Origin of the sequence: Cupriavidus sp. SHE (assembly GCF_000812445.1) — a bacterium.
In the GTDB taxonomy this organism is placed as follows: domain Bacteria; phylum Pseudomonadota; class Gammaproteobacteria; order Burkholderiales; family Burkholderiaceae; genus Cupriavidus; species Cupriavidus metallidurans.
Map to the genome: position 1 here is coordinate 1 of NZ_JWMB01000051.1, position 13799 is coordinate 13799.

The window sequence follows — 13799 nt, forward strand, 5'->3', positions numbered from 1 at the left end:
CTGACCACCGGCAGCAGCAAGGAACTTGGCATCCATTCCGGCACGGTGAACGCGACATGCGAGCAGTACGCGAAGTCGCGCAGCCAGCACCGACGGCCTTTCCTGCGCTATCGCGGCAGAAAGTCGCTTGGCTGGGTGCCCCTGAAGGGCCGCGACCTTAAACGCGAAGGCCAGGCGTTCCGCTTTGCCGGCAACACCTTCCGTGTGTTCAACAGCCGTCCTCTACCCGAAGGCAAGATCAAGGACGGCACCAACTTCGCCCAAGACGCCCGGGGCAACTGGTTCCTCAACATCGTGATCGAGGTTGCCGACGTGCCGGCACGTCCGATCCGAACCGGTGTCGGCGTCGATCTCGGTCTGAAAGACTTCGCGACGCTCTCGACCGGAGAGAAGCTGCCCAATGACCGTTTTGGGCGATGTGCGGCTGAAAAGCTGGCGAAGGCGCAGCGGGCGCGAAAGCACAAGCGGCATATCGCTAAGCTGCATGCCAAGGTGGCCAATGCGCGCGCCGACTTCCAGCACAAGCTCGCGCTTGACCTCGTTCGACGCTTCGATTACATCGCGGTCGGCAACGTGTCGGCGGCAAAACTTGCCAAAACCAGGATGGCGAAGAGCGTCTACGACGCATCCTGGTCGTCCTTCCGGGACAGGCTCCGCTATAAGGCGATCGCGCACGGGGCCACGTTCGAGGAAGTGAACGAAAGCGGCACTACCCAGTCCTGTTCGGCGTGTGGCTCGAAAGACTGCACGACGCGGCCGAGAGGTATCTCAGGACTGCGAATAAGAGAGTGGACCTGTAGTCGCTGTGGTGTCGTGCTTGATCGAGATACCAATGCTGCTTTGAACATTCTCCGATGCGGACGTGCATCGCCAGCTGTGGGAATCTCCTGCCTTTAGGCAGGGGAGGACGTCAAGAATAGAGGGGCCAAAGCGCTCTCCTCTGGGACCCGTATCGACGGCGGCAACGCAAGTTCGTGCAGCGTCACGATTGACTATAGCCCTCAGACACCGCAATTGTTGCTCGTGATGGTTGTCCAACAGTCCAGCTGCCTGCGCTGAACTTGGTGCTTTCTGCTGCCACGGAAATCCCCAAAAGAAAAGCCCCGGACGGCGCCGGGGCTGAGCCTTCTTCGACCACTTCAGTACCTAAGAACGGCACCAAAAGCGAATCGCTGAAGGGATTTAGAGGGAAATGGTCAACTCCCGAGGGATGATCCCCCGGGGTGTTGATCGATCAAACGAGTGCTGCGAGGCTCGGGTCCAGCATTTCGAGAGCCGAGTCCCAGGCCCGCTGCTTGAGCACTGCGCCAGCCCCAAACCACGCGGAATCAAGGCGATTGCCTGCGCTGCGTGCGCGCTGCTGGTGGTCCACGTACTCAGTCACGCTGTTCACGAGCCCCCAGGCAGTGCCGGCAGCCGATTCCAGCGTGGCGCCGCGGCCGTTGCCCTCGAACAGGCTAAGCACAGCCTTGAGGCCGCGCTCGTTCACCTTCTCGGGGGTGCTCTCCTCCGGCTTCGCCCACCCGTAAGTGAACAGCTTTTGGAAGAAGCGCTCCGTCTCCGTGTGGCTCACCTTGCGGGCGGCCAGCTCGTGCATACGAACCATGAACCCATCCCAGGACGAGATGGCGATGCCCAGCTCTTCCTTCACGGCGCGGGGATCAAACTGGCTGCGGTGCGGCACCTTGACGGCGCCGCGGTTGCGGCCGAGCGCGATCTGCAGTGTGTTGTTGCACACCACCCGCACCGATGTGAACTGGGCCGTGGTAGCCAGGGTTCCATCGCAGGCGGTGGCCAGCAACAGATAGCCACGCACTTCATCACCGCCGGCAAGCGTCACCGATTGGCCGGTGCGGGCCAACGCCCAGAGCTTGCGCCCTTCCTTTAGAACACCAGCCGTCTCCAGTTGGTATCCACCGACCTCGGTTAGATCACGGTAGAACTCCAGAATTTCCGAGGGCTGCACGACCTGGTACTTCTTCGACACAGTGGACAACGGCTTCTTGTTGTCCGAGCGGAAAAGGACCTTCTGCGCGGGAAAGGAATGGATTGGGTCGAGATCGTGGGAGCCAATGCGATACATCACGTCCGTTTCCTCGATCCGCCAGTTCATGCCCGCGGCTTCCGCCCAGACTTCGAGCGGCTGGTGCTGCGCCAACTGGCTGCCGAGGCCGTGCCACGGGGTTGCGCCAACATAGGCCATGGTTTGGACTTCATGCGACATGGATTGCTCCTAAAAGGGATGGTGCGAGCGCGGCGTGACGCCGGTCGCTTGAAATGAGAAGGAAATGCAGAAGATTCGCTACGAGCAAGTCGTGCGAGGAGAAATGAGGCATAGCCGGGAGCCGCGATAGCGTTGGCTCGACGGTGATACGCCGCAAAGAGTTACAGCTGATGGGGAAAGTGCATGCGGGGCTAAGATCAGGCCCACGGGAGACCTCCCAACAGGGATGTCCCTGTGGGAAGTTGCAATGAGATGGCCGGCAAGCCGGCACGAGGTCGATGCGTCAGAGCGACGCGGGTAAAACGCTGTTTGGACTGAACCTGTTTCAGTGCGAACAGAGCTTTGTGGCTACTGCAAGGCTAACGGGAACGAACGCCCCAATTAGGCAGAATGCTCACGGTTTTCATACGTGATTCAAGAAAACTCCCCCAGCCAAAGGCCGGGGGACAACAAGACTCATGCGGGAACCGCGCTCGCCCCTTCCAGCATGGCCAGGCGGGCACGCGCATAGGAGAGCGTGCCATCCTTGGCCCGCAATGGACGGGAAGCTTGTCGCACCGGATCGTGAATCCAGTAGCGACGTGCCGCGCTGTCAACAAGCTTCGAAAAGCCTGCCGAGATGCAGAAGTCAACATACTCCCGGCCGGTCATTTCCTTGCCGGTTTCCAGTCGGTACCGGACTTTCTCCGCCTCTCTGGATGCTTCGGCCAACTCGCGCTCAGCACGCGCGCGCGCTGTCTCTTTCGCCGAATGCGCCTCCCACGCAGACTGCTCGTCAGGAGAGAAGCCGCACAGGTCGAAGATCCGCCGCCGGCGTTCCGCAGCCGAGCACTGCAGGAGATCGACGTCGAGCTCGTCGCGCAGTGCGCGCTTGGACACGGTGTTCCAGTCCTTGGGGTTGTCGAAAATGCTCAACAACGACGCGACATCCCGCTGCATGACAGCCAGAGCCACGGTGTTCGCCCATTCATAGCTTCCCGAGTGCCGTGCGTGCTCTGCGCGGCGAACCAGATCGTCGTAGTGCCGCTGACTGATTGCCATCTCGGCCCGCTGACTCTTTGCACGGTCCATCTCTGCCTTGTACTGGGCCTCGCATGCGTAAGATCGGATGCGCTCGGCAAGCTTGGTAACAGGAGCAGCTGCGGCACCTGTCAGCGCCTGCGGCGCAGGCGTGAAGCGCGGCGGCAGTACGCCCGCCGCATACAAGGAATCATCGACGTGCACCGCGTTGGCATCGGCCGTCAAGCCGCGCAGGCTTGCGACAAGCTTCGGCACGTTGTACTGGGTGATCTCCAGCTTCTCGTGCCGCATAGCCTGGCACAGCCCTTTCATCACGTTTGGCAGCAAGGCCCCGCGCAAGGATGGCACCGCGATAAGCGTATGCATCCATTGCAGGTCATGCCGGCCGTAGCGATCGTTCCCGCGGTACGTGTTGAGCACGCATTCACGGAGCTTTTCACCGCGCAGCAGCGCATAGGCGACGTGGACTTCGTGTCGCGAGTTCGGGATCTGGTCCGGCGCGTAGACCGGGCCATTGGTGCCGTATCCGAACCGACGAGTGAACTCAGACTGTACGTAGTGCGCGATATCGAACGGCCCGGTTTCCTCGAACAGGTCTTTGGTGTGGAACAACGGGCCTGCATCGGCCTGATTGAGGTCGATCGCCTCCGCCGGTGAATAGCCAATGCGTCCGGCTGCCATGACAGCACCCCAAGACGCGCGACTCATTTCGTGCGGACGCAGAACCTTGCCGTCCACGCGAACGATGAAGCGGTCCACCTCCTCGATGATGTTCGAGACAATGGATCGCGCGGTTCCGGCCGGACGTACCGCAAAGTCACCGGATGAAAGTCTGACCACAGCGATTGCGCCGCGCTCAATATGACGCACAGCGATATCTTCGATCCGCAGCGGGAGCTTCGTATCGCGGTCATCGTCGTTGAGCAGCTGCAGCACACCGGCGAGCGTCGTGCGCGTTTCCACGCGCTGGCCAAGGGTTGCAACATACATGTTTGGCTCCTGAACGGAGCACGCCCCTTCGGGGACATGCCCCGATTGGGTTGATATGAGTTACGTGACTTCCACCGCCTTCTCTACAGTGATCGCTCGCAGCAGATCGCTGGAAACGATGCGCCACACTGCTCCACGAGCGTTCCCGACGCCGAGGGTGCGCGTTGGAACAAAGCAGTCGGTGTCGAGAAGTGCGCAGACTGTCGATGCGGGAAGACGCCAGAGGCAGATGACTACTTCATCGCGCGCGAGCGCTTCTGCTGGAACGTTGCTGGTGAAGGTCTCGTAACAGTCGCCGGTCAACGTCTCCACGAGGGATAGCGCCGGGCGGTCGTTCACGGCATAGAACTCGACGCCGAATCTCAGCGGCCCAGGCGAGCCAGCCAAACCAGACCCATCGATGAGGGTAGGCATTGATGCTCCTCGGCCCATCCCTTGCGGGACGGGCCCGCAAGGGTGGATAACGACGTCAGGCGACAGCGCGAGGCTGGCGACTCCGACGATTCTTGGGCCGAAGCCCGGCTACGTCGGCGAGCAGCTCGGCATCGAGCACGCGCCAAACGTCATAGTTTGCAGAGACAGCCTGGTTCGCGCGGCCTGTGCGCTCGAACTTGCCGCTGTCCAGCAGCGCCGACTTGACGTCGGTCGGCAGATTCCAATCGGCCGACACGAGGATCTCGTCCTCTGCCAGTTCGAGCTCGGGGACGTTGACTGTCAGTGAGCCATACGGCATGCCATCGTCTGCGCAGACAAGCTTGAATGCCGGACGATGGTTTTCTTCGTAGATGCAGGCTTGCAGGATCACGCCGGCGGGATAGCTGGCCATCCCAATGCCGAAGATGGGTTGTTCCATGGGGAGACTCCTTTTTGATGGAAGCCGCCCCGACGGGACGACGCCCGTATGGGTGTGAGAAAGAAAAAACGCACCCCGAGGGGTGCGTTCAAGCGGTGAGCCGACGAATCGGCTCCTGAGAATCGGTAGGCTCAGCCCTTGCGGTCCAAGTCCTTGAGCATGCGCTGACGGTCTGCGTTGCGCAGAACCCAAAGGAAAAATCCGGCAATGCCCAATCCGAACAAAAGTACAAATGGACCAAACATCACTTATCTCCTTTCAAGAATGCAGCGCCGATGGCCAATAGTACCCCAGCGACAACAATAAGGCTCACGCAGTTCAACATCGTCGTGATGGACCACCCTGGTCTACCGGCCGCATAGCCGAAGAAGCCAAGGACGGCCGCAGCCGATAGCGTGTGGCAGTACCTCCCGTAGGCTTGGAGTTGGTCTTTGCTCGGATCACGAAAGGCATCTGCGATGCGCGTGGACCACCGCTCGCTGGTAGCGTGCTCCATATCCAGCCTGTAGCTGGCATCTGTTACGCAGACAAGCGGAACGGCACTGCCCTTGAACTGCGCGACGATGGCATAGCCTTCGCCGGCGTCCACGGCTGCCAAAACACGCATCATCATTCGCTTGGGGAGTTCAACGCCGTCGTCCTTGTGCAACGAGGCAAAGCCCGTGGTTTCTTCACCGGAAGTTGATGTGAAGGTCACCTTAATGAGGCGAGTCATTGTGACCCTCCTCAGCTGCGCCGCCCAGCAACCACGCGGAGCGTGGAGACTAGGTTTGCATAGCCTTGCTCAGTGGCCAGGGTTTCCATGTTGACAGCATTGTCACGGCCGCCGGTCAGATCATTGCGGCCGCGGCACGTCCGGTAGGACATGAGCACGCCACCGTCAGCGCCTGCCGGGTGTTGGATCTCCACCAGCACGGAGTCCGTATGCAACGCGAACACGTCCACGTCACGGCGGCGCTGGCGATGCTCACGAATCGTGTATTCACGCGGGCTCAGCGCCATATCGCTTGCGAAACGACGCAGCACGCGGCAGGCATCCTGGCGAACCGCTTGGCATGCCGACGAGTTGGTCGGGCCGTGCCGACGGGTAAAGGATTTGGGGAGTTTCATGGATGTCTTCGATAAAGTCGGGACATCCCTTCCCTGACGGGACGAGTTGTCCCGCAATGGGTTGGTCCAGGCGAAGCTGGACAGTAGGTCGATGCGTCAGTGACGCGGGTGAAAGCGGCTTGCCGAACCCCTCTGGGTTGGGCAAGCCCTCTCGGGGCTTGCAGAGCCCGCGCGGAAGGTCCGCGTGGGTAGGATGAAATGAGAAGGGAACCCGATGGATTCCATTTAACGCGTCAGACGATAGCCGCCACCGCCCGAGACGAGATACACCTGCTCTCCCGCCTGGAAACGCTGGTCAGCGTCCTGTGCGACGACAATCTGGCGGCCATCCTCCTTTCGGACGATGACCTCCACACCATCGCGACGGCTCATGTGCTTGGCAGCTGCCTGAGCAAGCACGGCCGAGACGGTGCCTGACATCGCGCCGGCCAGATAGCGGCCGTTGCCGTTACCGATGACGCGAGCGCCCAGCACGCCACCAACCAGAGCGCCAATGACGCCAGGCACACCGGTGTTGGCTGATGCAACGCCATCGGTGTCGGCGATCGTGACCTGACGGACACGTACGACAGTGACGACTTCGGCTGACCCAGTGCGAAGCGCTTCCGAGCCGCGATAGACGTTCGGAGACGTGGGCTGGGCAGCGCAGCCGGCGAAGATGATGCAGCAAACGAAAAGCGAAGCGATGCGCTTGAACATGATGGCCTCTATGGAAAAAAATAGGGCCAACATGCCCACGGGCAGGAAGGCCCGTGGTGGGAGAAGGAAAAGCTGTCCGGCTATACAACCGGAAGTGTCGATGCGTCTGAGACGCGGAAGGTGCAGCAATGGTAGCAGCGTTCCTGCGACCTTGCACAAGGCAAGGCCCGCCTCCAGCGCGAACATGGGTGTGGCAAAGCCATTCCAGTGGGAACCGTTCGAGTACGCCTCGACACTGAAATCATCCGGCAGACCTTCGCATGTCACGCGAACGAGCTTCCGATCGGATGCAACAATTACTTCGGTAGATTGGGTCACAGGGTGTGCTCCTAGAAAAATGGAGCACAGCCGCCAGGGCGATGTGCCCCAACGGGTGAAGAATTGCGTGGCACGTAGCCACGAAGGTCGATGCGTCATAGACGCGAGAAGTGCTGCACATGGTAGCAGCCAGGCCAGCACTACTGCAATGTGACCGCACAAAAGAAAAAAGCCATCCCCGACGAATCGGGAATGGCTGGTCAAACAGATCTGCGCGGCTTGCGCGCGGCACGAGGCTTGGGCACTGGTAGCTTGTACCCGAATCGTTCCCACGCTGCCGGATCGAGAGGTAAAGGACTCGTCCGGCCCGTGGCCAGATTCACGAAGGCACCGCAGTACTGCAGCTCGCCTTTGCGGAACAAAGTCCACAGCAGGTTGTACGCCTGCACTGCAATTGCCTGGTTGATCACCAGCGATTGCTTCTGCAAAGCATCGGCCATCGAGCAGGAAGGCGCGGTATCAGCTTTGTCCCCTTTCGGGTTCAGCAGATCCGGGAACAAGTCGCCCACGTGGGGCAAACGTTCCGCCGCCTTGCCGCGCACCTGACCGAGGATGACCTGACCACTGTCCGACTCATTGCCGCAGTCGAGATAGTAGCCAGCGGTTCCTCGTTTCATCGCGCCGAGAATCGCCTTTCTGGCGGCCCGCGTGTCGACGCAACCAATCACCATATCGCACACGAAGCGATCGCCGCTTCCAATCCGACGTGTCTGCGCTTTCCAGCGCGTGCCCATCAGATTGTTCAGACGATTCACGATCAGCGTCGCTTTGTGCTGACCCACGTCGACCGGGTAGAACCCCTGCCGGCCGACGTTGGTCTCGCTGACGGTATCGTCATCGTAGACCGTGCAGTCAATGCCGCCAGGGTGCCCCAGTTCAAGCATGGCATGATGAAGGCGCGCCAGGTTCGGTAGCAATGCGCTGCCGGTACCGCCAGCGCCCACCACTGCGACTTTCCATGCGCGGGCCGCCATGCTCGCTGGAATGCGGTGCTCGAAGGTCATACAAGCACCTACTCGCGCGCCGCTTCGTACCACTCGCCGGGCACCTTCTCAACGTTCTCGAAGATGCCCTTGGCACAAAGCCGCAGCGCCATTGAAGGCGTCAGTGCATGGCAGTTGCCCAATACGAACGCGAACTTCACGTCGTGCTGGTCATCGTCATCATCCGTTGCCGAGAAATAGGCAGGGTAACGCCCATGCGAATGGCAGTCGACCACCAGTACGTCGCCTGCGGCCACGACGGGCCGCTCGTACTTCAGGTGCCCTCCGCTATGCTCCAAAATGCCAACTGGGACAAGGCGGAATTCCAACGATGCAGCGTTCCAAACCACCCACCCGCCAGTCTCTTTTGGGTGTGCGGCACGCGCCATCGCGGCGAATTCGCCGATCAGGCCGGCGGGAATCCGCTCGCAGCGCAGTTCGGTAACTTCCACTGCTTCGCCATATGGAATGGCGGTGCGGTACTGGAAGGTGCCGAGACGACGGACTACGCGCAGCCAGGGTCGAACGATCTCAAGAAAAATGCCGTTTGCCGCGATGAGCAGGCGCTCACCGGATCGCTCCATGGGGGCGAGCGCACCGAAGCGCGGTACCAGCACGGAGGGGAAGGACTGCTGCAGGGCAGCGTCAGCAGGATGCATGGTTACTTGTCCAGTTTGCCGGCGATCAGATCGGCCAGCGTGAATTTCATGGGGATGAGAACTTGCCGTGGGTAGTCTGGAAACTTCCCGTCGAGCATGTCCTTCCAGAAGGCGTAGGCACCGCGTTCGAAATCGACGCGCTTGCCGCCCTGGTTCGGATGAGTGAAGGCCGAGGTGAAGAAGCTCTCCTCCCACCCGGCGATTGAGGCCACGTCAATCTGCTTGGGAACGTGTGCGCTCCCGATGCAGATCTTTCCTTGGTCCCACGTGTTGAAGTAAGGCGGTTCGTGCAGCACCGTGGTTGGCACCGGTCTGTCTTCGCCATGCAGCGCGAAGACCCGGAATCCGGATGCCGATGCCTGGAATACCAGTGCCGGATGGGGAACCACTGCACTGCGCTGGCCGAGCTCGTCGCAGTCGAAGAAGACCCGCCGATGGCCTGCCGGGCACCACCATGTCACCGCAGTGGGGCTGATCGACAGCACATTCGGCGTAAGGAATTCGCCCTTGGGGAGCGATTCCTCTGCCACTTGACGGACCGCATGAATCAGGGCCTGCCGGTTGAGTGGCGTCCCGGGTCCAATTACGGGACGTCCGCCGGCGCCCTCCTTTTCAATGAGGTGGGCGGTGGCGTACGAGAAATTCCCCGGATTCGGGCCGTAAAGCAGAATGGCCCCTTGCAGAGCCACGTCGAAAGACCGCGAAGCGGTCTGAATGGTGGCCATGGGGCCTCCTATGAAGAAATGAGAGTGAGAACGCGATCAAGGGCACCGATGATCCGCAGCATGCCGTCCAGATTCTGGAACTGCTGACGAATGGCATTGGGCTCGCTCGCGATAGGGATAAAGCACTGGTAAAACGTCGCCTCACCGGAACAATTCAGGGTGTCGTAGTGATCGTCGAGGATTTCCGACACGTAGCCGCTCTCCTTAAAGGCGATCACGGCGGCCGAGTAGGCGGGTTCGCCCCATTGGGAACCCTCAAAAACCGAACGGTTTCCCTGCCGCGCAACAAGCTGCTCCAGGTCGGCAAGAGCCCCACACAACTTCCCTATCCAGCCGCCTTGTGAGCGGGCCAGCGCACGCAGGGTGCGACGGCTCAATTCGCGCAGACGGGCCGAGCGTGGTTCGAGGTGGGCAAACCGTGGCACTACGTCGTCCGGCGCCAACTCGGGGCGTACGATCGACGGCAGGTAGCGTTCAATGTCCTCATCTTCGTCTCCGAAGCGTTCCTTGAGCAGTTCCCGTGCCTCGTCGTCTGTCGACTTCGTGGTCCAGTCGCCTTCCCAGTACCAGCGGGCGAACATGTCCAACAATTCGTCCGGCGTGCGCAAGTACAGCGACTTAGAAGCTGCCGAATTGATGACACTCATGGCAGTGAAAAGCAGCGACGGATGCACTTTACGCAGGGCTTGCGCGCGCTCCATGCCGATGGCGTAGACCGCGTCACCTGGCAAGTCGATTCCGAGGTACAGCGAGGCGTCAACCTCGCCGTCCCAGCCGAACTGACTCACCTGATCTGCCACCGCGCCGCGATCCAAAAGGGATAGGCTGAAACTCAGCCTTTGGCACTGCGGCGTCCGATCACCGATCCAAGCAAGCATCGCCTGCGCAAACGCATCTCCGGCGCTGGTCGGCGCTGTGACATCCTTCGCCCGCAGCACACCAGTGGCGAACTGCGCGCGAACGACATCGAGCAGATCCACCGTATCGCCGTGGCACAGGACTGCAGTAGCGGGCACGGCAGCCGGGACAGTCGGCAGTGTCAGAAAATCATGGGCAGGTCGACATTGGGCAGCGGAATGCTGTCTCGATGGCGACCATGCGGGTTGTCCTCCAACGTCTTCAAAATCAAACGACCGAGGATCGAACAGCATTGTTGAGTCTCCTCAGAATGAAAAAAAACCGCCCTTTCGGGCGGCTCCGTGTTGACGGGGAACTGGCCGGTGGCCAGTGCCCTCATGAGGTCAGATTTGCGCATGGGCGCCCTTCGCGCCGGCGGCACGAACGAACTTGTAGCGTGCCACGCCACCGCTGTGCTCCGGACCGTCCACCGCTGCGGTGGTCAACTCCGGGTACTGCGCCGAGAAGATGTCGCGCACCTGGTCCGGCGTGAACGCCGAGCCCGGATCGGGCAGCGTCATGCCGTTGTAGGTGAACTCGCGGTTCAGAGGCTTAACTTCGATTGCCATGGCCGATCTCCCTTAGAGAAGCGATGAAAGGTCGGTTCCGCCAGTCTGAGACTGGGTTTCCGGCTTAGCATCGCCCCGCGTCGGCAGATCGTCGTCATCACCCTTCTCGCTGTCGGTCGTAGCCGTCGTCGAGTCTGGCTTTGATGCCGACTTGGTAATCGCTTTCGTTGCCTTCGTGGACTGGGCGGACTTCGCCGCGTCCAGGATGGACTTGGTGGTCTCGGCCTGTTCGGCCAGCGAGCGATGGGACGCGGTGAAGCCAGCCAGAACGTCGGCGAGACCGACATCCAGCTCCGCTGGCGTTGCGGTCAGCACCAGCGGCGTGGCCAGTGCACTGTCGGCCGGATTCTTGACCACCGGCGCAACAACCACGGTCATCTGCTCGTCGTTGCATTTCATCAGGGTGAGTACGACCTTTTCGCTCGAGTTCACGAGCGATTGGAGTTCAACAAACATGGGAGTCCTTTCGGAAATATATGGAGAGAGGCGAAGCGCGCGCGGAGGCGCGCTCCGCATTGGGAGGATCAGCAGCAGAGGACCTTGGGTACCTTGCCGTTGTAGTCGAAGTCCTTGACGGCCAGCAGGCCTTCAATGACCTCCGGCTTGGACTTGTTGAAAAGCTTGGCGAAACCATCGCCCAGCACCTTACGGATGCCGAGTTCGTCGGCGAGGACTTTCATCTCCGCCTTGGTCAGCATTTCGAGAAAATCCCGCTCGTTCACCAGGTTCCAGTGATTGCGTAGGTCGAGCTTGTGGAAGCGGCAGAGTTCCCGAAGGTTGTTCACCTCCAGGCCCTCGATCGCAGCGATGGTCAGAGCGACCGTCAACTGCGCGCGCTTGCCATCCTCTACGTTCTGTACGGCGCCGAGGCAGCCGAGCAGTGTGGAGGACGATTTCGCGCCCGTGAGCTTCTCGAAGAACTTGGTCATCGTGTCACCGGCAATCGTTCGCGATTGCCCGTTCACGGCCAGCGCAAGCAGGTACTTGTTGGCCAGGTCGGGGGATGTGCCCACTTCCTTGCGCAACGCCTTGCGCCAGAGAGCGGTCCGGTAGTTCTTGACCTTCTCGGACTCACTGATCGACGTGACAGGCTTCTCAGCCGCCGCAGACGACTTGTCGCCTTTGGCACTGCCCGCAGCCTTCGCTCCTGCTGTGGACGTGCCAGGCGCGGTCTTCGTCGCGGCTTCGTTCGCATCACGCTCTGACTTGATGCGAGCTGCTACCTTCTGCTGGTTGCAGCCGGTATCGAAGCATTGGCCGTTGTAGACCTTGCCCACGGAACCGGGCAGGCCGCTGACCGCGGCGCCGAAGCTCTGGCAAGCGTGGCAGGCTCTCGCTTGCTCCTCGCCAACGCCGGTGGGACCATCTGCCCGCAACTGAACGCGGGTTTCATTGTCGCCTGCTTTGATAATGCGCACGATCGGGTATTCGTCCTTCAACCCGTAGGCGATGCCTTCGAGCTTCCGTTCGGTCTTACCGTCGTAGCAGGGGCGATTGGTGCAATTTCCAGTCGCAATCGCCTCGCTGAACATCTCCGTCTGCAACGAAGAGTTGTGCGGGCAAGCTGCGCACTCCGTCTTGTCGAAGATGGCCGATTCCAGGCTGCACGCGGCGGCCTCGATCGTCTTCTTCAACTCGGAGACAGGCTTCTTCTCGCTGATGATGATCGGCAGAAGAACGTTCTGCTTGTCCTTGGCGAGGGTGGCCAGCAATTCGGCATGGCCGAGTTGGATCTTCTCGTGGGTCAGTGCTTCAAGAACGTGCAAGCTGCAGTTCATGAGAGCCAATCGCTTGTCGAGCTTGCTGCGCGACCAACCTACGACACGCGCGGCTTCATCACGATCGCCCTTCTGGCGGCCGACCTCGTTGGCAGCCCATGCCGCCTCGTCAGCGGGAGACATATCGGATCGCTGAGTATTTTCGACACCCGCGAGCGTGTCCGCGGTGTCGTCATCCACGTCCTTGATGAAGATGGGCATCGGATAGTCAGGCCCATGCTCTTCCCAGGCGGCAAGATAGCGCCCTTCGCCAGCGATTTCCTCGTACTCGTACTCCCCATCCTGCGGGATCGGACGCACGAGAATGGGCTGAATTACGCCGTGGACCTTAACCGACGCGCGCAGTTCCGCGAATTCACCGGGGTTCCGGTAGGTTCGGGGGTTGGCGCGACGACGAATCTTGCGCAGCGGAATGGTGTTGTTGTTGGTTTGCATTGTGGGTTCTCCGAAACGGAAATGGGGAACCCGTTGCCGCACCGGGAACATGGTTCCCGATGGGATGGAAGGGACGGAATTGCCAGGCGATGCTGGTGACCGTCGTACTGCAGAAGCTGGCACCTTGCGGTGCGGGGTCGATGCGTCTAGGACGCGGTAAGTGCCGTGAGAATAGCGTAGGCCAGTTTCGGAATCAAGCACCTGCGGTAGTGGGGTACCGCTCCGGGGGCCTCCTCAAGAAACCAGAATCGTCCGGGCCGGGCCCTTCGCCGATCTTCTCGTGGTCCATTTCTTTCCGATCAAAACGAAGCCGGCGCGGCACCGACTCGGCGCAGCATCGTTTGGACTTCGTCCAAGCCAAACATCGCCATGGGAGGATGCCGATCACCCCGAATGATCGCCACAGACACGGCCGCGTTGTAAGCGGCCAAGCGTTCTCGATGCATCGCCTGAAGCCCCGCCACGAGCAAAGTCCGGTCCGCCTCGCCAACCATGGTTCTCAGGTCTAGTTCGTTGCCCATGTCATCCTTTCCGATGGC

The 13799-nt window shown here is 60.8% G+C and carries 17 protein-coding genes; 1 reads left to right on the plus strand and 16 read right to left on the minus strand.

Annotation, left to right across the window (positions count from 1 at the left end; genetic code table 11):
• Window positions 1-897: RNA-guided endonuclease TnpB family protein (locus RN01_RS24860; RefSeq protein WP_039016780.1), on the plus strand; the 897-nt coding region annotated here is incomplete at its 5' end.
• A 337-nt stretch (window positions 898-1234) separates the two neighbouring features.
• On the opposite strand, the gene RN01_RS24865 is transcribed toward RN01_RS24860, so the two are convergent.
• The 16 genes from RN01_RS24865 to RN01_RS24935 form a co-directional block, all read right to left on the minus strand.
• Entirely contained in the window at window positions 1235-2224 is a 990-nt protein-coding gene (locus RN01_RS24865) for a DUF932 domain-containing protein (protein WP_035884569.1), read from the minus strand.
• Between the two features lie 456 nt (window positions 2225-2680).
• A complete protein-coding gene (locus RN01_RS24870) occupies window positions 2681-4207 on the minus strand; it encodes a hypothetical protein (RefSeq protein ID WP_231582300.1) in 1527 nt (508 codons plus the stop codon).
• Window positions 4208-4294: 87 nt separating this feature from the next.
• Window positions 4295-4648: a hypothetical protein gene (locus tag RN01_RS24875; RefSeq protein ID WP_035884571.1), complete on the minus strand. Its 354-nt coding sequence runs from the start codon at window positions 4646-4648 to the stop codon at window positions 4295-4297.
• A 55-nt stretch (window positions 4649-4703) separates the two neighbouring features.
• Complete coding sequence (locus RN01_RS24880; RefSeq protein WP_035884572.1) at window positions 4704-5087, minus strand: hypothetical protein; 384 nt, start codon at window positions 5085-5087, stop codon at window positions 4704-4706.
• Between the two features lie 244 nt (window positions 5088-5331).
• Window positions 5332-5802 (minus strand): hypothetical protein, encoded by a 471-nt coding sequence (locus RN01_RS24885; RefSeq protein ID WP_039016781.1) that lies wholly within the window; start codon window positions 5800-5802, stop codon window positions 5332-5334.
• A gap of 11 nt (window positions 5803-5813) precedes the next feature.
• Window positions 5814-6197, minus strand: a complete 384-nt coding sequence (locus RN01_RS24890) for a hypothetical protein (RefSeq protein ID WP_035884573.1) — start codon at window positions 6195-6197, stop codon at window positions 5814-5816.
• A 225-nt stretch (window positions 6198-6422) separates the two neighbouring features.
• Window positions 6423-6896: a glycine zipper 2TM domain-containing protein gene (locus tag RN01_RS24895; protein WP_039016782.1), complete on the minus strand. Its 474-nt coding sequence runs from the start codon at window positions 6894-6896 to the stop codon at window positions 6423-6425.
• A 518-nt stretch (window positions 6897-7414) separates the two neighbouring features.
• Window positions 7415-8218 (minus strand): PRTRC system ThiF family protein, encoded by an 804-nt coding sequence (locus tag RN01_RS24900; protein ID WP_039016783.1) that lies wholly within the window; start codon window positions 8216-8218, stop codon window positions 7415-7417.
• An 8-nt stretch (window positions 8219-8226) separates the two neighbouring features.
• A complete protein-coding gene (locus RN01_RS24905; protein WP_039016784.1) occupies window positions 8227-8856 on the minus strand; it encodes a PRTRC system protein A in 630 nt (209 codons plus the stop codon).
• Window positions 8857-8858: 2 nt separating this feature from the next.
• Window positions 8859-9581, minus strand: a complete 723-nt coding sequence (locus RN01_RS24910) for a PRTRC system protein B (protein ID WP_039016785.1) — start codon at window positions 9579-9581, stop codon at window positions 8859-8861.
• A gap of 8 nt (window positions 9582-9589) precedes the next feature.
• Window positions 9590-10597 (minus strand): PRTRC system protein F, encoded by a 1008-nt coding sequence (locus RN01_RS24915; protein WP_231582301.1) that lies wholly within the window; start codon window positions 10595-10597, stop codon window positions 9590-9592.
• A gap of 23 nt (window positions 10598-10620) precedes the next feature.
• Entirely contained in the window at window positions 10621-10836 is a 216-nt protein-coding gene (locus RN01_RS34740) for a hypothetical protein (protein WP_052261198.1), read from the minus strand.
• On the minus strand, window positions 10823-11047 hold the full coding sequence (locus RN01_RS24920; protein WP_039016787.1) for a PRTRC system protein C: 225 nt from the start codon (window positions 11045-11047) through the stop codon (window positions 10823-10825). The genes RN01_RS34740 and RN01_RS24920 overlap by 14 nt, the downstream gene beginning before the upstream one ends.
• A gap of 12 nt (window positions 11048-11059) precedes the next feature.
• Window positions 11060-11503, minus strand: a complete 444-nt coding sequence (locus RN01_RS24925) for a PRTRC system protein E (protein ID WP_039016788.1) — start codon at window positions 11501-11503, stop codon at window positions 11060-11062.
• Window positions 11504-11571: 68 nt separating this feature from the next.
• The gene (locus RN01_RS24930) at window positions 11572-13260 is read right to left on the minus strand and encodes a PRTRC system ParB family protein (RefSeq protein WP_039016789.1); all 1689 of its coding nucleotides are present in this window, start codon (window positions 13258-13260) and stop codon (window positions 11572-11574) included.
• A gap of 299 nt (window positions 13261-13559) precedes the next feature.
• The gene (locus RN01_RS24935) at window positions 13560-13781 is read right to left on the minus strand and encodes a hypothetical protein (protein ID WP_039016790.1); all 222 of its coding nucleotides are present in this window, start codon (window positions 13779-13781) and stop codon (window positions 13560-13562) included.
• Window positions 13782-13799: the final 18 nt, after the last annotated feature.

Bases quoted from the DNA above. Each gene is read 5' to 3' on its own strand.
- RN01_RS24865 (WP_035884569.1), bottom strand. From the start codon at position 2,224: ATGTCGCATGAAGTCCAAACCATGGCCTATGTTGGCGCAACCCCGTGG.
- RN01_RS24875 (WP_035884571.1), bottom strand. From the start codon at position 4,648: ATGCCTACCCTCATCGATGGGTCTGGTTTGGCTGGCTCGCCTGGGCCG.
- RN01_RS24880 (WP_035884572.1), bottom strand. From the start codon at position 5,087: ATGGAACAACCCATCTTCGGCATTGGGATGGCCAGCTATCCCGCCGGC.
- RN01_RS24885 (WP_039016781.1), bottom strand. From the start codon at position 5,802: ATGACTCGCCTCATTAAGGTGACCTTCACATCAACTTCCGGTGAAGAA.
- RN01_RS24890 (WP_035884573.1), bottom strand. From the start codon at position 6,197: ATGAAACTCCCCAAATCCTTTACCCGTCGGCACGGCCCGACCAACTCG.
- RN01_RS24895 (WP_039016782.1), bottom strand. From the start codon at position 6,896: ATGTTCAAGCGCATCGCTTCGCTTTTCGTTTGCTGCATCATCTTCGCC.
- RN01_RS24900 (WP_039016783.1), bottom strand. From the start codon at position 8,218: ATGACCTTCGAGCACCGCATTCCAGCGAGCATGGCGGCCCGCGCATGG.
- RN01_RS24905 (WP_039016784.1), bottom strand. From the start codon at position 8,856: ATGCATCCTGCTGACGCTGCCCTGCAGCAGTCCTTCCCCTCCGTGCTG.
- RN01_RS24910 (WP_039016785.1), bottom strand. From the start codon at position 9,581: ATGGCCACCATTCAGACCGCTTCGCGGTCTTTCGACGTGGCTCTGCAA.
- RN01_RS34740 (WP_052261198.1), bottom strand. From the start codon at position 10,836: ATGCGCAAATCTGACCTCATGAGGGCACTGGCCACCGGCCAGTTCCCC.
- RN01_RS24920 (WP_039016787.1), bottom strand. From the start codon at position 11,047: ATGGCAATCGAAGTTAAGCCTCTGAACCGCGAGTTCACCTACAACGGC.
- RN01_RS24925 (WP_039016788.1), bottom strand. From the start codon at position 11,503: ATGTTTGTTGAACTCCAATCGCTCGTGAACTCGAGCGAAAAGGTCGTA.
- RN01_RS24930 (WP_039016789.1), bottom strand. From the start codon at position 13,260: ATGCAAACCAACAACAACACCATTCCGCTGCGCAAGATTCGTCGTCGC.
- RN01_RS24935 (WP_039016790.1), bottom strand. From the start codon at position 13,781: ATGGGCAACGAACTAGACCTGAGAACCATGGTTGGCGAGGCGGACCGG.